Annotated in this window: 1 protein-coding gene; it reads left to right on the top strand. The window is 66.3% G+C overall.

Going from position 1 to position 21,074, the window contains the following annotated elements; all coding sequences use genetic code 11:
- The first annotated feature begins 12 nt into the window (after positions 1-12).
- A complete protein-coding gene (locus BH683_RS26725) occupies positions 13-21,045 on the top strand; it encodes a non-ribosomal peptide synthetase (RefSeq protein ID WP_084839333.1) in 21,033 nt (7,010 codons plus the stop codon).
- Positions 21,046-21,074 lie beyond the last annotated feature (29 nt).

The raw sequence follows: 21,074 nt of genomic DNA, 5'->3' as shown, positions 1-21,074 counted from the left end.
GTGTGATCGGCAATGGAACGTCGTCTGAGGTTGTCTCACGCCCAGTGGGGAATCTGGTTTGCTCAAGAGCTTGCGCCGCAGTCACCGGTGTTCTCCATCGGGCAGATCGCCTGGTTGCCCGAGGGGGCCGACGCCGACTTGCTCGCGCGTGCGGTCGGGGTGGCGGTGCACGACGCCGAGGTGTTGTGGACCGTGTTCGAGGTCGACGACAGCGGCCCGCGTCAGCTCGCCCAGCCACCGGAGAATCCACCCGCCATCGCCGTGTCGATGTTCGACGGCACCGCCGATGCCCTTCGCGCTCAGGCGAGAGTTCGGGTGTCAGAGCCGATCCCACTCGATGGTGATCAGCTCTTCGACACGAGCGTGTGGCGGTTGACCGACGGCCGGCTCGCGTGGGAGTTCAGGACGCACCACATACTTCTCGACGCCTACGCGATCTCGTTGCTGACCCGTCGAGTGGCGCAGGTGTACACCGCCTTGGCGAGGGGTGAGTCGGTGCCGGAGTCCACGTTCGGCACGGTCGCGGAGATGATCGCAGCCGAAGACGACTACGAAAGCAGTGACGTTGCCGAGCGTGACCGCACGTACTGGCGTGACCTCGTCGAATCGCGAGGTCACGAGGGACGAGTGCAGGTCCCGGCGGCGCCGGAACCGGAGATGCCGATCAGCGTCTCGGTGAAATTGGACCGCGACATCATCGATCGTGTCGACAGACTCGCCAAACCTCTGGGAGCGACCTGGGGCGACGCCATGATCGCCCTGTGGGGCTGGTACAACGCGGTGAGAAACGGCGATACCGCGACGACCATCGGTATCCCCGTGATGGCGCGTCGCGGAGCGGGACTGCTGACGCCGATGATGCAGGTGAACATCCTGCCGCTCGAACTCGAGTTCAACCCTCGCGACCGGGTCGCAGACGTGCTCACGCGGGCGACGGCCGGGCTGAAGGACATCCGTCGGCACCAGCGGTTCCGTGGTGAGCGGCTCGTCGAGGTGACCGACGGTGTCAAACCGGCACTGTCGCAGATCAATTTGCATGTCTTCGACTACAACGCGAACTTCGACGGCGTGCCGGCCGTCACCGAGGCCCTGGCCACCGGACCCGCCGAAGACCTGAATCTGTTCGTCTACAACGACCCGGTCAACGGGTTCGTGCTCGAGTTGAAGGCAGGCCCGTCGAGATACGACGAGGCGGCGATGCGAGTACACCTGCGCCGTGTCGTCAGTGCAGTCCGCGAGTTGTCGTCGCTGACAGGTGATGATCCGCTGCGGGCACTCTCACCCGCTGATCACACCGACCTCGCATCGCTCACCGAGTGGGCGTCGCAGCCGGCTGCGATCCCGCAGGCTCCGGTGCTCGGCGGGATCTCCCGGCCCGCCGCGACGATCGACGCTCGCCTGCAGTCGGCCGCGCACCACCACCCGACGCGTGTGGCCGTCATCGCCGGCGCCGATACCCGACTGACCTACACCGAGTTCGATGAGTTGGTGAATCAGGTTGCACGATATCTGATCTCGATCGGAACGCGCACCGGAGATCGTGTTGCGGTGATGGCAGGCCGCGACGAATGGTTGCCCGTCATGTTGGCAGCGGTCATGCGAGCCGGCGCCGTGTATGTTCCGATCGACCCGGACAATCCGGCCGATCGGATCCGGTTTCTACTCGGTGATGCCGCGCCGCGGGTCGTCGTCACGAACACCGGAAGAGCCCCGGAGATCGATGCGGTTCTCGCCGACGAAGGTATCCCGGTCGTCGATCTGGCCGATTCCGGAACGCGCCGCGCGGTCTCCGAGCTGTCGCCTGCGCCGGTCCTGGACGTCGACCGCTCCCGGCGCCTGGTGGCAGAAGACGCTGCATATCTGATCTACACCTCGGGCACCACCGGGGTCCCGAAGGGCGTTGTGGTCAGCCATGCCAACGTCATCGCTCTCTTCGACGCCACGCAGCACTTCGACTTCTCCGCCGACGATGTGTGGATCCTTTTGCATTCCTACGCATTCGACTTCTCCGTGTGGGAACAGTGGGCGCCCCTGACAACCGGTGCGACCCTGGTCGTCGTCGACCAGGAGGTCGTGCGCGACCCGATCCTGATCGGTGACGCGATCCGCCGGCACCAGGTGACCGTCCTGAATCAGACGCCGTCGGCGTTCTACGCGTTGTCCGACGTCGAGGACGCCCGCCCGGACACGGCGGAACTCGCCTTGCGGACGGTGGTATTCGGCGGTGAAGCACTGGATGTGACGAGGCTGTCGTCATGGCTGCAGCGACATCGTGGTGGGCCGACCCTCATCAACATGTATGGCATCACCGAGACCACCGTGCACGTGACCGAAGCGGTGGTGACCGGCGACCGGGCGGCCGGCGGCGGGTCGATGATCGGCACACCGCTGCCCGGTCTGCGCGCCGACGTACTCACCCCGCATCTGCAGTGCGCACCCGTGGGGGTGGTGGGTGAGCTCTACGTCGCGGGACCCCAGGTGACCCGCGGCTACCGCGGGCGTGCCGCGTTGACGGCAACCCGTTTCATCGCGAACCCGAATGGGTCGGGCGACCGGATGTACCGAACCGGCGACCTGGCGAGGTGGACTGAGAACGGCGAGCTCGAATACCTCGGCCGGATCGACGATCAGGTCGAGATACGCGGTTTCCGAATCGAACCCGGCGAGGTCACCGCTGCCGTTCAGTCACATCCGGCCGTGACGGCCGCGGCCGTCGTCCCGATCGAACAACCCGATTCAGGAAATCTGCTCGCTGCGTACTACTGCACGCGGGCCGGGACCGACGCCCATGGCGTGCCCCTCGAGGAAGCGTTGCACGAGTGGGTGGCGGCAGCCCTACCCGCCTATATGGTGCCGTCGGTGTTCGTCAGGGTCGAGGCGTTGCCGATGACGAAGAACGGCAAGCTGGACCGACGCGCTCTGCCGGCCATCGACCTCGCCGAGCACGCCGGACGCGGTCGAGAGCTGCTGAGTGAGGACGAGTTTGCGATCGCGTCGGTGTTCCGGGACGTACTCGGGCTCGGCCCGGACGCACCGATATCCGCCGACGATGACTTCTTCAAGCTGGGCGGCGACAGCATCGTCTCGATCCAGGCGGTGTCTCACGCCAGACGCGTCGGGTTGGTGACCACCGCAAAGCAGATGTTCGAACAGCGCACGGTTGCTCGGATCGCGGCTTCGGCCGTGCCCGTCGCCCAAGAACCAGAGGTGTTCGGACGAGACGCGGCCGAGGAGCACGGGTTCGGGGCAAGCGCCCCGCTCATGCCGATAGCGCACCGACTCTCCGCAGCAGCGGGTTTTGATTCGTTCGCTCAGACCTTCGTCTTCGCAGGCCCGGCCACGGTGACGGCGACGCAACTCCGCGGTGCGTTCGAGAGATTGATCGACAGGCACCCCGCGCTGCGAGCGCGGGTCGGTGAGCGTGGCGGCGAACTTCAGCTCGAGATCGGCTCGGCCGCGCACTCGGTCGCAGAGCAAATCGATCATCATGAGCTCGAAGACGCCGCCACGTCCCACTGGGGCTCGCAGCGATGGCAACATCAGCTCACCGAGATCACAGCGACGCTGGCACATTCACTGGATCCGGCCGACGGCACGATGTGGCGCGCGAGGTGGGCCACTGTCGAAGGCGAGGCGACGGGCCGCCTGATCGTGGTGATCCACCATCTGGTCGTCGACGGGGTGTCATGGCGCATCCTGGGTGACGATCTCGCTGCGGCGGTGTCACTCGAGGGAGGCGACGATGCTGCGGCTCTCTCGACGCCGGGCACAGGTCTGCTTGCCTGGTCGCACGCCCTGACAGCAGCTGCCTGTACTCCCGCGCTCGAAGAGCAACGGGCGCTGTGGCTGTCGATGGCGAATCCTTCGGAGCGACCACTGGGTGCCCGGCACCTCGATCCGCGCCGCGACAGCTACGAGCAGGTGCGGCATGTGACGGTGAACGCCTCCGGTGAGACGTCCGCGGCATTGTTGGCCGACATACCCCGGATCGTCTCGGGCACCGTCAACGACGCCCTGCTGGGTGCCTTGTCGGCGGCCTTCGGGATCTGGTCCAGCAGGCGCGACGCACCGACCGATCACGGGATCTTGCTCGGTCTCGAGGGGCACGGCCGCGAGGAGAGTGTGGTCTCCGGCAGCGACCTGTCGACGACGGTGGGATGGTTCACCTCGTGGTACCCGGTGCGTCTACCGGTATCGGCCGACGACCCGACGATGCCGTCCCCGCAGCGACTGGTGGCCGCAGTGCTCGCGGTGAAGGAGACCCTGGCGGCGATCCCCGACAAGGGAATCGGGTTCGGAGTGCTCCGTCACCTCTCGCCGGCCCCCGATGACGTATTGCGGTCGCTCGACCACCCGCAGGTGTCGTTCAACTATCTCGGGCAGTTCTCGATCGTCGATGACGACGTCGCGTCGTGGCGACCCGCACCAGAAGCCGGCGGGATCGCGCTTCACGTCGCCGATGAGGCCCCGGCGCCGGCGATCGTGGACATCACCGCGCGATCGATCGTCTCGGACAACGGGGTTCGGCTGGTCGCAGATGTCGCCTACGTGCACACCGTCATCGACGAGCATGCGGTACAGGAGCTCGCCGAGTTGTGGGTCGAGGCGCTGTCCGCACTCGCCGAGCATGCCACGGGCCCCGGGGCCGTCCTCTCGCACTCGCCGAGCGACTTTCCGCTCGTGAACATCTCGTCGGCCGCCATCCGGGAGTGGGAAGATGAGCTCGGAGAACTGGCTGACGTCCACCCCTTGACCCCGGCGCAGCGCGGGGTGCTGTTCCATTCGCAACTGGGTGTGGGTCACGGTGGTGTGGACCTGTATGTCGCGCAACACATCAGGGACGTGATCGGCCCGCTTTCTCAGGAGCGGTTGCAGGACGCGTGGCTGGCCGTGTCGGCAAAGCACCCGCAGTTGCGGGTGACCGTGCGGGCCGGCAACGACGGGACACCGGTTGCGGTGGTGCCCACGGCCATGCACCAACCGGTGACCGTTGTCGATCTGCGTGCCAGTGACGACCCGGATCGCGACCTGGAGCGATTCGCCGATGGGGACCGCGCCCGGGGATTCGATCTCGAACCCGGTGCGGGCGAGGGTGGTGGCCGCGAGACCGCCGCGCTGGTCCGGCTGGCCGTGGCACTGGTGGATGACACGACCAGCGTCCTCGTCCTCACCTCGCACCACGCGGTGCTGGACGGCTGGTCCACCCCATTGCTCGTGCACGAGTTGCTCCGCGCCTACCAGGACCCGGAATCGGTGGCCTCGCGTGACGACGACACGTTCCACCGCTTCGCGCGCCGGCTGGCCGCCGCGAATGACGAACAGGCAGCACAGACCTGGCGTGCGGCACTCGCCGCTGTCGACGAACCGACTCTCATCGCCGGCGGGTGGCAACCGGATGATCGAGGCTTTCCCGACACCACCGTCGCGGCCCTCACCACAGAAGAGACGGCGGCGCTGACGGCCCTCGCGGGGCGTCGGGGCGTCACCCTGAACACGGTGATCCAGGCTGCGTGGGCGGTCACCTTGCACGCCCACACAGGTTCGAGCACAGCAGTCTTCGGTTCTGTGGTGTCGGGCCGTTCGGAGGACGTGGACGATATCGAGACGGCGATCGGAATGTTCGTCAACACCATCCCCACGGTGGTGTCGTTGACGCCGGACATGACGATCGGGTCCGTGATCGAGTCGACGCACCGGTTCAACGTGTCGGTCTTGGATTACCATCACACCTCGCTCACCGAGATGCACCGGCTGAGCGGGCAATCGGTCCTGTTCGACACTCTTGTGGTGATGGAGAACTACGTCTCCGACGATGCCGTGCTCGCCGGACTCGAACGAGCAAGCGGACTTTCTGTCGGACTCAGGCAATGGCGTGACTCGACGAACTATCCTCTCACGCTGCGGATTCTACCCGCCGCGGAACTGTCGCTGGAATTGTCGTACTACCCGGACGGTGTCAGCGCTGCAGCGGCAGAGCGGGTTCTCGACACCGTGGTTCGCACGCTCCGCGCATTCGGCTCGGGTGTCGACGAGGCGGTGTCGCGACTCGACCTGGCCGGTGCCACAGAAGCTGCACTGCTGCAGCGGATCTCGCGAGGGCCGGCGATGCAGTTCCCGGACGTCACCGTCGACGCTCTGTTGTCGGCTGCGGCGCAGGAGCACGATGACCGGCCCGCCGTGACCTTCCGGGACGTCGAATTGACATACGCCCAGTTCGACAGCACGGTGAATCGCCTGGCACGGCTGCTGATCGCGACCGGCGTACGCGTCGGCGATCGGGTCGTGTCCATCGCGGGCCGCGACGAATGGCTGCCGATCTCGACGGCGGCCATCATCAGGGCCGGTGGGGTCTACGTCCCGGTAGATCCCGAGCTGCCCGCCCGGCGGCGCGATCAGATGATCGTCGATTGCACGCCCGCGGTGATCGTGATCAACTCCGACGGGCACACCCTTCGGGATCTGCCGGACGTCCACGGTGAGGTGAGCCTCGTCGACCTGCGAGCGCCGTCGACCCACGATGAGATGGCCGCTGTTTCGGATGCGCCCGTCACCGACTCCGAACGGAGCAGGCGACTGTATCCGGAGGACTCGGTCTACCTGATGTACACCTCGGGTACGACGGGGGCGCCCAAGGGTGTCGAGGTGAACCATCGCGCCCTGGTGAACCGCTTGTCCTGGGCAGCAGCACAATCGGGCGGTTCGCAATACCCTGTCGGGGTAGCCAAGTCGGGGGTCGGGTTCATCGATGCTCTGACCGAGATCCTGCAGGTGGTCACCGTCGGCGGCCGGTTGGTCGTGGCCGATGACGATGCGGCGAAGGACCCTGCCCTGCTGGCGCAGCTGTGCGACGCGTTCGGGGTGACCGACGCGGTGATGGTGCCGTCGCTGGCCCGCAGCCTCGCGTCGGCCGGTGCGACCCTCGACAGCCTGCGCCGATTGACCTTGTCGGGCGAGCAACTCGACTCCGCGGTGCGCGATCAGCTCGGGTCGGCGTTCCCGCACGCCGCGGTCTCGAACTACTACGGGTCCACAGAGGTCACCGGTGACGTGACCACTCATGCCGCCACCTCGGCGGACGCGGGACCCATCCCGATCGGGACCCCTGTCCCCAACAGCGGCGTGGCGATCCTGGACTCGTGGTTGCGCCCTTCGCCACGGGGTGTCGTGGGTGAGTTGTACGCATCGGGGGCGCAATTGGCACTTGGCTATCACGCCGGGTTCGCGCTGACCGCGTCCCGGTTCGTCGCAGACCCGGCAGGTTTCGGCAACCGCCTCTACCGCACGGGAGATCTCGCGCGGTGGAACGCGGAAGGCGTCGTGGAGTACGTGGGCCGCGCGGACGATCAGGTCAAGATCCGTGGCCGGCGAGTGGAACCAGGGGAGATCGCCGCCATCCTCGGAACCCACCCAGAGGTGGGGGAGGCCACGGTGGTCGCTGCGGCGGCGCCGGATTCGTCGATCATGTTGGTGGCGTACTACTCGGTGGCCCGCGACGCGCAGCCGTCGGTCGGGGATGGAGATGACCGGAGCGACGCAGGACTCGACCATCGGCTGCGTACCTGGGCCGGTGCCCGGTGTGCGCCGCACATGGTGCCGACGGTGTTCGTCAGACTCGACGCGCTGCCGTTGACCGTCAACGGCAAACTCGATCGAACAGCGCTGCCCGCGGTCGATCTGGGCGCGCTCAGCGGCAAGGGCCGGGCGTTGGCGGCCGGCACCGAGCGCGTCGTCGGCGACCTCGTCGTCGAGGTGCTCGGACTCGGCGACACCGAATTGTCGGCAGACGACGACTTCTTCGCGCTGGGCGGGCATTCCCTGGTGGCGACACGATTGGTGGCATTGCTCAACGAGCGGTGCGCGTGTGCGCTGACGTTGCGGTCGGTCTTCGATCATCGAACGGTCGCCGCGCTGGCCGCTGCAGTCCGGACAGCGGCCGACAACTCGGGGCCACAACACCTTCCACGGCCCGGCGACGTCGCACGACCCGAGCAGATCCCGGCCTCGTCCGGTCAGCAAGCACTCTGGGCGATCGAGGCGCTCTCCGATTCGGACGCCCGGTACGTGGTGCCGGTGAAGTGGCAGGTGACCGGCCGGTTCGACCCGCCGGCATGGGAACGGGCGATCGAGCTGGTGGTCCGCCGCCACGAGGCCCTGCGGACGAGACTGGTGGAGGCCGGCGCAGACGGTCTCGTGCAAGTCGTGGAGCCGGCCGATTCGGTCGGACGGTGGCTCACCACCGAGCGCCTCGACCTCGACGGCAGCAGCACCAGCGGCGGGAACACCCACAGCGTCTGGGACACCCACAGCTTCTGGGACGTCATCGAGGACTGGGCGCAGAGCCCGATCTCGCTCCGATCCGACATGCCGATCCGTTCGCTGATAGCGACCGCTCCCGACCGGACCCACATCATCGCGGTGGCGATACACCATGCGTTCGTCGACGAATGGTCCATGTCGACCATCGCGGGTGAACTCTGGATCGCCTACGACGCCTATGCCGAGGGACGGCAACCGTCGCTTCCGGAGATCACGGTGCAGTACGCGGATTTCGCGCTGTGGCAACACGAGCTGTCCAGGATCGGTGCGCTGGACAGCGATGTCGAGTACTGGACCGAGACGCTTGCCGATGCCCCGGAGCTCTCCACCCTGCCCCCGGATCGCCCGCGCCCGGTCACACCGACCTACGAGGGCGCCCATCGCGAATTTGTTGTCGACGACTCGACGACCGCTGCACTGCAGGAGATCTCCGCCGCCACCGATGCCTCGTTGTTCGTGATCGTGCATGCTGCCGTGGCGCTGACCCTGCACAGGATGGGCGCGGGCTCGGATCTGCTGATCAGTTCGCCCGCAGCGGGCCGAGAGAGTGCCGCAGTGATGTCGACCGTCGGCTATTTCATCAACACGGTCGTGTTCCGCCATCGCCTCGACCCGACCCTGACACCAGGTGCGTTCGTGCAGGCAACGCGGGAGATGGTGCTGCAGGCACTGGATCACCAGGCGGTCCCCTTCGATGAGGTCGTCGCGGCGTCGAGGGTCGGTCGCGTGGCCGGAGCGAATCCGCTCACCCAGGTGTTGCTCAATTTCATCACCGAAGACGAGCAGATCCGCGATGTGATCCCGACGCCCGCCGGGCTGTCGCAGCTCGAGAGGATCGGCGGCATCCTGAGGACGGTGAAGGCCGACCTGGAGATCGAGTTCCGGGTCGTCGATGGTCGTCTCACCGGTGGTGTGTCCTATGCGACCGAGTTGTACGAGGCCGCGACCATCGACCGGCTCGTCGACGTGTTCACCGCCGCCCTCGAGGTGATCGCGCACGATCGGGGTCGGACGCTGGGTGCGACGGAGTTCGGTGGACACGACGAGCACATCATGATCGAAGCCCGAATCCCAGACGGATCAATCCTCTCCGAGCTGACGGTGGACGGCATGGTCCGGTCGGCCCTGCGTGAGCGTCCGGCCGGCCCGGCATTGGTCTTCGGTGAACGCACCTACTCGGCCGGCGAGTTCGACGCGCAGGTCAATGCACTGGCACGCCATCTGATCTTCACCGGTGTACAGGTCGGTGATCGGGTCGCGGTGCTCATGCGCCGGCGACCCGAGCTGCCGCTGGCCATGGCCGCGGTGGTACGGGCAGGTGCGGCGTTTGTCCTGATCGATCCGGTTCATCCGCATGAGCGGATCCGCTACCTCATCGAAGACAGTGCGCCCGCAGCAATTGTCACCGCGGGTCCCGCGGGAGACGTTCCGGCGCAGGGCGGCGAAGTCGTGATCGACCTCACGGATCCCGGTGTTACCGCGCAACTGAAGGCGACGGACACGGACACCGTCGACGACAGCGAACGCTCCCGCATCCTCCACCCTGACGACTCGGCGTACGTCGTGTACACGTCCGGGACCACGGGGCGTCCCAAGGGCGTGGACATATCCCACCGTGCTTTCGGCGAGTTGCTCCGCCGCCGACAGGAGCTCTGCGAGCTCACTCCAGGCGATCGCGTCATGGCCAGGACTGCGATCGGGTTCGACCCCGCCGCGGCGGAGTTGTTCTGGCCTTTGATCTTCGGGGGCGTGGCGCACTACCTCGACGACGACGAGTTCGCGGATCCGGTCAGGATAGTGGATCTGTTGAACCGCAACGAGTTCGTCTGGATCGACTTCACCCCCTCGCTCATGGAGGAGTTGTTGCGCCAGGAGTCTCTGAGCCGGCTCTCGCCCCGGGTGCTGTCCCTGGGTGGGGAAACGGTTCCGTTGACGCTGGTTCGAGAGCTGTACGAGCGGTTCGGCATTCGTGCCTGGAACATCTATGGGCCGGCCGAGGCGACGATCGAGATCGTGGCCGGCCAGTTCGATCCCACGGCCGAGTATCGCCGGGGCCGGCTGCCGATCGGTCGTCCACTGGCCAACACCGATGCAGTGGTCCTCGATTCGTGGTTGCGGAGGGTGCCGGCTGGGACGATCGGCGAGTTGTACGTGTCGGGCGCGCAATTGGCACGTGGCTATCACCGCCGTCCGGGCCACAGCGCCGCGAGCTTTGTGGCCGATCCGTGGGGCAACGGACGCCGGCTGTACCGGACCGGTGATCTGGCCCGCTGGAATGCCGAAGGGTCATTGGAGTATTTGGGCCGCGACGACGATCAGGTGAAGATCCGTGGCCAGCGTGTCGAACCGGGCGAGGTCGCTGCAGTCGTCGCCGGCCACGAGTGGGTGGGCTCGGCGGCCGTCGTGGCGGTCGATCACCCGGTGTCGGGAAAGACACTGGTGGGGTACGTGACGGCGCGCGGTGAGGGTGCGCGGCTGTCGGACGTGCTCTTCGCGGAGCGGATGCGGGACTGGGTCGGGGAGAGGATCCCAGCGCACATGGTGCCCTCGGCATTCGCGCGACTCGATGTGTTGCCCGTGACGGCGAACGGCAAGGTCGACCGCAACGCTCTGCCCGCGGTTGAGGTGGGTGTGCCCACCGGACGAGGCACAGAATTGACGACCGACACCGAACGTGTTGTCGCCGAAGTCGTCGCCACCGTGCTCGGGGTGCGTGACGGGAGCGAGATGACGGCGGGCAGCGACTTCTTCGCGCTCGGAGGTCATTCGCTGCTGGCAACGAGAGTGATCGCCGAGCTCAACGAGCGGTGTGGTTCCGCATTGACGATGCGCGCGGTGTTCGAGCATCCGACGGTCGCAGGGCTGGGCGCCGCCCTGGAGGCGGCACTCACGGACACAGCGTCGTCGCCGGAGGGCCGGCAACTCGGTGTCGCGGATCGGCCGGATCGCATCCCTGCGTCCTACGGGCAGCAGGCGCTGTGGGCGATCGGTCAGGCAACAGGACCCAGCAGTCAGTACGTCATCGGTGACGCCCTTCGGGTCGACGACGACATCGACGCGAGCACACTGCGCGCGGCGGTCGTGTCCGTGGTACGGCGTCACGAAGCCCTTCGCACGCATTTCGCTTGGCAGGCAGACGACTTGCTGCAGATCATCCGTGATCCCGATCAGGCAGAGGCAATTCCGTACGAGGTACTCGAGGTCGCGGACGACGAGGTGGCTACGGTGGCAGGGCAGCAGCTCAGCCGACCACGGGACGGTTCGGAGGCGTGGCCGGTCGGCTTCGTGCATCTGCGCAGTGCCGGCGGCCAGTGGCTACTCGTGGCGGGTCATCACATCGTGTTCGACGAGACCTCGTTCGATGTCTTCCTGTCCGACCTCGATCTCGCACTGCGTGCCGAACGCGGTGACCGTGATGCCCGCGGCCGTCTCTCCGCCGGTGAGGGCGCACTTCGGCAGTTCGCCGATTGGGCGTTACGGGAACGGGCTGTACTCGACACCGCGCGGGGCGGACGAGAGGCGCTGCTGGACAGGGTCACCACGCGACTTGCGGACTATGTGGTCTATCCCTACCTGCCGTACGACCACCACGGGTCGGGGCGTCCGCCGGCGTCGGAATCGGCCGAAGCGGAATGCGTCCTTCCTCGATCGTTGGTCGAGCAGTTGCAGGAGTTCACTGCGCACAGCCGCACCACGCCCCTGATGCTCCTGAACGCGGCGTTGTCTGCCGCGCTGAGTTCAGCCGGGGCACCGGTGCGGTCGATCTACGGCACGCCGGCGACGTTGCGGGAAGGTCCAGACGAGCAACAGTCGATCGGGTACCACCTCAACACCGTGCCGGTTCCGGTGTCGACCGAACCCGCGTCGAGTTTTGGCGAGAACGTGTCGCAGGCGCGAAGACTGATGCTCGAGTCGCTCGACACCCGGGACATGCCTTTCGAGTTCGTGGCCTCGTCCCCGAGCTTGCGGGTGAGCGCCGACAGTTCCTCGCCGGTCTTCCAGGTTCTCACTGCATTCCGCGCCGCGGCGCCGGAAGAGACCCATCACCATCTGACCCGGGCCGTCGACGTCCTGGACGCCGGCCGCACGGCGTCGGTTGCCAAGTTCGACCTCACGGTCGCCATCATCGCCGAGGGTGGGGCCTGGCGGCTGTGGTTCAGTTACGCCTCGGCGTTGTTCGACGCCGCGACCATCGACCGCATGATGGAGGCCACCGCCTACCTCCTGGTGGCGGGAAGCCAGTCGCCGGAAAGCTCGGTGCGGCAACTGTATGACGAGTACCTGACCTCGGCGAGGTTCCGGGACAGCGGGTCCCGGGGCGCCGGCCGCAAGGCTACGAGTCACACCGTGGGATCGATCCACAGCGGGCAGGTAGGCCTGCCCGCAGATCGATTCAGCATCAGCCGAGTCCGCGCGGCGGCGCTGGCTGTCCTCGGTTGGAGCATTGTCGGGTCCGCCGAACTCGACCTGCCCTTCGAGGTGCTCCGCACCGGGGATGCGCAGATCGCGCGACCGTCGGCGACCGGGCCCTGGATCACCTGCCGTACCACCGACGGCATCCATGCCGACGACGTGCAGATCCAGGTCCCCGATGACGGCCGATACGATCTCGAATCCCTCGACGTCATCACCGGACTCGTGCTTGCGGTCCTCGACACACCGGACCCGGCCATGCTGCAGATCGACCTCCCGTCCCCCGGTCTCGTTGCCGAGCAGCGCGACGTCGCGGGCAGAAATGTCGACGACCTCACCGATCTCTGGCTGGATTACGCGGATACCGCGGACAGCGTCGATCCGGCAGTTCCGCTGGTCGGCACCGATGTCCGGTGGCGGGTGGGTCGGAGTGTTGCACATGCTGATTCCGCAGGGCACCCGGCTCGCGTCGCAGCCGTGACGGCGACGGTCGGTGCGCTGGCATCGGCGGGTGTTCTCGCGCCGGACGCTCTCATTACCGAGGGCGCCATCGTCGATGTCGAGGAACCTTCGCGTGAAGGCATGCGTCGCTTCGTCGTCGGGCGTGCGCGGCGCACTTTCCCGGTGCTGATCACGTGGCGCTCGGACGCAGGCGAACTCGACGACGTCAGCCGCACCGCCCTGTCGATGTCCGGCGACGAGGCCGAAGGTTTCCTGATCTTGCGAGACCACAGCCCGTCGACCATCGGGGTCTTCGACGAACTTCCCGATGCGCAGGTCGCGGTGCGTATTCACCACTCCGACAGCCACACCGCGCCCACCTGCGATTCGGACGACGACCACTGCGTGATCGTGGACGTCATCGTGACCAGGACGCAGGAGCGGGCTGTCCCCGTGACGGTCCGGGTGACGACCACCCTGGCCGTCGAGGTACAGGACCTGGCCGAACGGATTGCCCTCGACATCGCCGCGACGGGAATCTCCGCGGGTGACCCGGCCGTGCTCGATCCCCGGGCAGCAGGTGTCGTGTCGCAGCAGCGGGCTGGTACCGAGCTGGTTGCGGTGGACGCTCAGGTGACGGCGGAGTTGTCGGCGACGTTCGGAGCGATTGCGGAGATCCTCCCGGTCAGCCCGCTGCAGGAGGGTCTGCTCTTTCACCTCTTGTCCGCGTCTGCCGAAGAATCGACAGACGTCTATTCGTCGCAGTTCGTCATCGATTTCACCGGACCCGTCGACCCCGCCCGGTTCCATGCTGCGACAACCGCGCTGCTGTACCGGTACCCCAACCTGCGGGCCGGCTTCCATCTCGACGGTGACTCGACGTACCAGGTCATCGCGGGCCGGGTCGTGGCGCCGTGGACGTTCTATCGCGAGGAGGAGACGACGAGGGTCGGCCGCACCGCGATCCTGCACGATGAACGTCGCCGGCCCTTCGCTGCGGACGCGCCGCCGCTGATCCGATTCGCGCTGCTGCAGCACGATTCCGAGCACTGGACCCTGTCCGTGGTATTCGAACACCTGTTGATGGACGGCTGGTCCAGCGGACTGATGTTGCAGGCACTGTTCGCGCTGTACGACGACATCGACGTCGCGGCCGATGCCGTCCCCGAGCACACGGTCGCCGCCGAACCGGCGTTCCGGGATTACCTGCAATGGCTGGCATCCCGCGACATCGCGCAGGGATATTCGTTGTGGACACGCGAACTGGCGGGCATCGAGTCACCCACCCTCATTCGTCCGGGGGCGACCGAACCGGCCCGGGCCGTCCACGCCCGCGACCACGACATCGACATCGACGACTCGCTCGCGGCCGCGCTGCGGACGCTCGCCGCCGAAGCCGGTGTCACGCTGGCCTCGGTGCTCTACACGGCCTGGGGTGTTCTCCTCAGCAAACTGGTGGGCTCCGACGACGTGGTGTTCGGCACGGTGGCCTCCGGTCGAAGCGCAGACCTCGAGGACTCCGACCAGATCATCGGACTGCTGTTCAACACGGTGCCCGTCCGCACCACGGTGCAGCCGGGAGTCTCGATTCGCGAGCACCTGCGCGCACAGCAGCGCAGCCAACTCGAGACCATCGATCACCCCTATGTGCAGCTGTCGCAGTTGCACAGCGCGCTCGGGGTGGATCAGCTGTTCGATACGCTCTTCGTGCTGCAGAACCATCAGTGGACCGACACGGACTCGTCGCGAATCGGCCCCCATGGATCGATCACGATCGATGATGTCGCACTGGTGGATTCGACGCACTATCCGGTGTCGATCGCATGCCATCCCGGAGACACCATCCACCTTCGCTGCGCCTACCGGAGCGATCTCATCTCACCCGACGAGGTCGTCGCGCTGATGGCGAGATTCGTATCCGTGCTGCAGGGGTTCGTCGCCGACCCCGGTGCCCCGATGGCCCGGATATCCGTCTTGTCCGACGCCGAGGCAGCGGCCGGGGTGACGGCGGAACTGGTCGCGAGGCCGATTCCTCAGGAGACGATCGCGTCGTTGCTGGCCAGGCAGGTCGCAACTCATCCTCAGCGGATCGCACTGGTATCCGGCGACGTACGTCTCACGTTCAGCGAGATGTCGACGCAGGTCCGTGCGATGGCCGCCGAACTGATCCGATGTGGCATCGGTCCGGAGGATCGGGTCGCCCTGTTCCTGCGCCGCGATCACCGGATGGCGATCGCGATGTTTGCCGTCTTCGAGATCGGTGCGGCATATGTGCCCATCGACACCGAATTGCCCTCGGCACGAGTCGAGTACATCCTGGAAGACTCAGAGTCGTCTCTCGTGTGTACGTCCGGCGACCTGGTGCCATCGTTGCCGGACTCCGCGCCTGCGGTGCTGCGGGTCGATGACGAGATCACTCCGGTCGACACCGGTGACACGGTCCGCCGCGTTGATCCCGACTCTCTGGCGTACATCATCTACACCTCCGGGTCGACGGGGGAGCCGAAAGGTGTTGCGGTTCCCTACCGCGGTCTGATCAACATGTTCTTCAACCACGTCGAGCGGATCTTCCGGCCCGCGACCGAGGGACGCGGCGGAGAGTCGATGAAGATCGCACACACGACGTCGTTTTCGTTCGACGCGTCGTGGGAGCAGTTGTTCTGGTTGCTCGACGGGCACGCGGTGTACGTGATCGACGAGAGTATGAGAAAGGATCCGGCGGCGCTGCTCGCCTACTACGCGCAGAACCGGATCGACGGGTTCGACGTGACTCCTTCGTACGGGGAGCTGCTGGTGGAGTCGGGGCTGTTCACACCGCGTCCCGAATCCGAACACGGTGGTATCTCGCTGTTCTCGCTCGGTGGTGAAGCCGTGCCCGAGACGTTGTGGACAACACTGCGGGAACGCCCGGGCATGTGGTCGTACAACCTTTACGGCCCCACGGAATACACGATCAATGCACTAGGTGCCAATCTCGCGGAGAGCGACCGCCCGAACGTCGGGCAGCCCATCTTCAACACCATGGCGATGCTTCTCGACCGGTCGATGACCCCGGTCCTGCCCGGTGTCGCCGGTGAGCTGTATCTCAGCGGGGTGGGTATCGGGCGCGGGTACCAGGGACGGCCGGGTCAGACCGCCGCGGCGTTTGTGGCTCATCCGTGGCAGGCGGGCGAGCGGATGTATCGCACCGGCGATCTGATGCGGCGATTGCCCGACGGCTCCTTGGAGTATCTCGGCCGCTCCGACGATCAAGTGAAGATCCGCGGCTTCCGGATCGAACCCGCCGAGATCGCCAGCGTGCTCGTCGCCCGCGATGACGTTTCCAGGGCGACGGTGATCGTCCGCAAGGAAACGACCGGAAAAGCGTTGCATGCCTATGTGGTTCCGGCAGGTGAGGGTGTAGTCCTCGAGGTGTCCGACCTCCGCGACCATCTCGCGGCGCGGCTTCCCGATTACATGGTGCCGTCGGCGATCGGTGTGGTCGAAGACATTCCGTTGACCGTGAACGGCAAGGTGGACGCACGCCGGCTGCCCGAGATCGACGTGGCCCACCACGTCGTCGTCGAGCCCCGGACAGAGACGGAGCGAGCCATCGCCGATGCCGTCGCCGACACGCTCGGGTTGTCGCAGGTGTCGGTCGACGCGGACTTCTTCGGCCTGGGCGGGCATTCGCTCCTTGCGATGCGCCTCGCGGGACGATTGAGCAACACGCTCGGCCGGCAGGTCTCTGTGCGGGCGATCTTCGACCACCCGACGGTGATCGGCCTGGCAGCAGTCCTCGATCGCGACGTCCGGTCCGACGCTGCGGCCGAGGGATCGGGGCTGCCGAGGGTCGGCGAGATCGAGCGACCGGCCCAGATCCCGGCGTCCTATGGACAACAGTCTCTCTGGGTGATCGACGAACTCGCCGGCGCGAGCCCGACGTACACGGTGACCGTCCTGTGGCACATCTCGGGGGAGCTGGCGGTCGACGCCTGGACCCTCGCGCTGCGCGATGTCGTCGCCCGTCATGAGCCGCTGCGCACCAGGCTGGCCGAAGCTGCTGACGGCGCGATCACACAGATCATCGGGCCACCCGAGTCGGTGGACCGGTGGCTGCAGATCGATCGGATCGAGGCGCGCGGGCGCAGCGACGCCGACACGATCACACTCATCGAACAATGGGGACGCAAGCCGATCTCGGTCGGCGCAGACTCGACTGTGCGCGGTGTGATCGTCGACCGTGGTGGCAATCGTCACGTCGTGGGGATGGCGCTGCACCACGCGTTCGTGGACGAGGGGTCCATCGGCGCGGTGTCCGGCGATCTGTGGGGTGCGTATGCCGAGCGCCGTCGCGGCCTGGCGCCTTCGTTCGAGCCCCTGCCCGTGCAATTCGCCGACTTCGCCGTCTGGCAGCGCTCGATGTTCGACAGTGGCAGGTTCTCTGAGTCCGCGCGGTACTGGACCGACCAATTGTCGGATGCACCCGAGTTGTCGACGCTCCCTCCAGACTTCACCCGACCGGACCGGCAGAGTTTCCGGGGTGTCGACGTGACGATCCCGTTGGAGCGCAGCCTGATGGCACGTCTGCGACTGGTCACGGGACAGCTCGAGGTGTCCATGTTCATGGCCCTGCACGCGGCGACTGCGGTGACGATGAACCGTCTCGGGGCCGGCTCCGATGTGGTGCTGGGATCACCCGCGGGCGGGCGTGAGGACGAGGCCGTGGCCGACACTGTCGGCTATCTCGTCAACACCCTGCCCATACGCCACCGCATGTCCCCCCAGGACACCTACCGGGCTGTTCTCACACGCGCCCGGAACACGGTGCTGGAGGCCTTCGAACATCAGCGGGTGCCGTTCGATCAGATCGTCGCCGCGATGCACGGCGCGCACGTCGCCGGCGCCAACCCCTTGGTCCAGGTGCTGGTGAGCTACGTCGCGCAGTCCGCCGACCCACACGAGCGGGACCTCCTCGCTCGCTCCGGCCTGGACCTGCTCGAGCCGCTCGGCGGCAGCCTCGGGGTGGTCAAGGCAGATCTCGACCTCTTCTTCGTCGACGACGGCGAAGGCGTGGACGCGAACCTGTCCTACGCCGTCGATCTCTACGAGGAATCCACGATCAGGCGGTTCATCGCCACCTTCGTCAAGGTCCTCGAAGGGATCGTCGACGAACTGGATGTCTCACTCGCAGTTGCCGAGCCACTCGGCCGGGAATACATGACCTACATCGATCCTGTCGAGAGCACCGGTCCTGTCGAGAGCGCTGGGCGTGTCGAGGGCCGGGGGGATGCGATCGGCACAGTCGACGCATTGCTCTCGTCGGCTGCTGCCGTACACGGGTCACGGACGGCCGTGGTGCACGGGGCCGCCGAATGGTCGTTTGCCGAGTTCGACAGCCGGGTCAATCAGGTTGCGCGGCAACTGTTCGCCGCAGGAGTCCGGGTCGGTGATCACGTTGCGGTGGTCGGCCGCCGCGATGAATGGCTACCGGTGATGGTCGCCGCGGTGCTCCGCGCCGGCGGCGCCTACCTTCCCGTGGATCCGGACCAACCGGAAGACCGGATCGCCTACCTGCTCAGCGATTCGTCGCCGGCCGTGATCGTGACGAACTCGGCGGGGTGGCGACCCCCGGCGGACATCGAGACGACTGTGGTGGATGCAGTGGCCACCATCGACGTGCACGACAGCAGCATTGCCCACCAGTCTGATTCGCCGATCGACGACTCGCATCGCAGTCGTGAACTGCTCATCGATGATGCGGCGTATCTGATCTACACCTCGGGGACGACGGGTCGCCCGAAGGGCGTGGTGGTGTCGCATCGAGCGTTGGCGAACCGCTTGCTCTGGGGTCGTGAGACCTATCCGCTGGCAGGTGGGGTGCTCGCCAAGACACCGATCGGGTTCGACGTGTCGCTACCCGAATTGCTGTCACCGTTGGTCGAGGGGCATCCGGTCGTGGTGCTCGCCGCCGGAGACCATCGTGATCCGTGGAAGATCGCAGACACCCTCACGCGTCGGGGCGTCGAACGGGTGAACTTCGTGCCGTCGATGGCCGACGTCCTGGTGGAGAACGTTCGAGCGGACGCGGGGGCCCGGGTGGGCGAGGTGATGCTCGCCGGCGAGGCATTGCGCTGGAGTCTGGCAGAGTCGGTCGAATCGACGCTCGGCGCGAAGGTCCTCAACATCTACGGACCGACAGAGGCCGGCGAAGTGATGTACTTCGACTGCGCGGCCGATTCCGGTGCTGCGCGCGAAGGTCACGTCCCGATCGGTCGACCGGTGTCGAACTCCGCAGTGGCGGTGCTCGACTCGTGGCTACGACCGGTCCCGGCCGGAGTGGTCGGTGAGTTGTACCTGTCGGGTGCGCAGGTGGCGCGGGGATATCACGACCGGTTCGGTCTGACCGCGTCCCGGTTCGTCGCCGACCCGCAACGGTGTGGTGAAAGGCTCTACCGGACCGGCGATCTGGTCCGATCGAATATCCATGGACAGCTGGAATACGTGGGGCGTGCCGACGACCAGATCAAGATTCGCGGGCAGCGGGTGGAACCCGGTGAAGTCGCGGCGATCCTGGACACGCATCCGCGGGTGTCGGCGGCGGCGGTGATCGCCGTGGATCACCCGGTGGCAGGCAAGACCCTGGTCGCCTACGTCACCTCCTACGAACCCGACCTCGACCCGGTGACGTTCGCCGCGCACCTGCGTGACTGGACGGGAACCAGGTTGCCGGCCCACATGGTGCCGACCGCGTTCACCACGCTCGAGATGCTGCCGGTGACGGCCAACGGAAAGCTGGACCGAAGAGCTTTGCCCGCAGTTGATCTGGGCGGAATCGGCGGCGGCGGCCGACAGCTGTCGCCCGGCACCGAGCGAGCGGTCGGCGAACTCGTCGCGGCAGTACTCGGCCTCGAGGATGTGGAACTGTCTGCCGATGACGACTTCTTCGCGCTGGGCGGACACTCGTTCACCGCGGTGCGGTTGGCTTCTCGGATAGCGGCAGAGTTCGGGGTGGTGGTCGGGGTACGGCACATCTTCGAAAACCCTGTGCTGTCGGCGGTGGCGGACCTGGTCGACCGCTCCACAGCCCACACGGACGCCGATCAACTCCGTGAGTCGGTAGTGCTGGAACTGTCTCCGGCGCAGGAGACGGGCAACCGGCAGCACTTGTTCTGCGTGTACCCGGCGTCGGGATCGGCGGTCATGTACGAGCGTCTGGTGGCCCATGTACCGGAAGGAATGGCTGTCCACGGCCTGCAGAATGTGGCGCTCTTCGATCCGGATATCGATATGGGTGACCTGGAATCCACGGCGCGTTGGTATTACGACATCGTCGACGATGTGGCTGCCGGTGAGGACATCCATCTGCTCGGATGGTCGTACGGCGCCCATCTGGCGTTCGCACTCGCAAAACTCATCGAGAAACACAGCGATTCCCGCGTGCTCACCCTCACGCTCCTCGATTCCGGGCCCACCCCGGAACCAGGGTTCTGGGACCGGATGTCGATCGAGGAGTCGATCATCGACTTCTGCTACGCATTCGATATCGCTGATTCCAAAGAAATTACTTCGATTGACGAACTTGTTGCCCACGCTGTTCACGTCGCGCCCTTGTGGCCGGGTGTCAGCGAATCCGATGTGCGGGGAATGCTGAAGTCCGGAGCCACCGCCACCGAGCACCTTTCGAGGCCGACTCAGGGACAGGTTCACGCGGATGCTTTGCTGTTACAGGCTTCCGAGCGCGGCAATCTCGACACATATAACTGGCGCGAGCACATCGTCGGAAAGGTGGAATATTCTACGACCATCAAGGGGCATAGAGAGATGCTCGATGACGATGTCGTCGCGCAGTGGGGAGGCCGGTTGCGCCGGTTCATCTCTGGTACCCGACAGTGAATGAAGTACGAACCGTGTTGCTGGACACC

The organism is Williamsia sp. 1138, from assembly GCF_002095435.2.
In the GTDB taxonomy this organism is placed as follows: Bacteria; Actinomycetota; Actinomycetes; order Mycobacteriales; family Mycobacteriaceae; genus Williamsia.
This window is presented reverse-complemented; position numbering and strand designations above follow the sequence as displayed.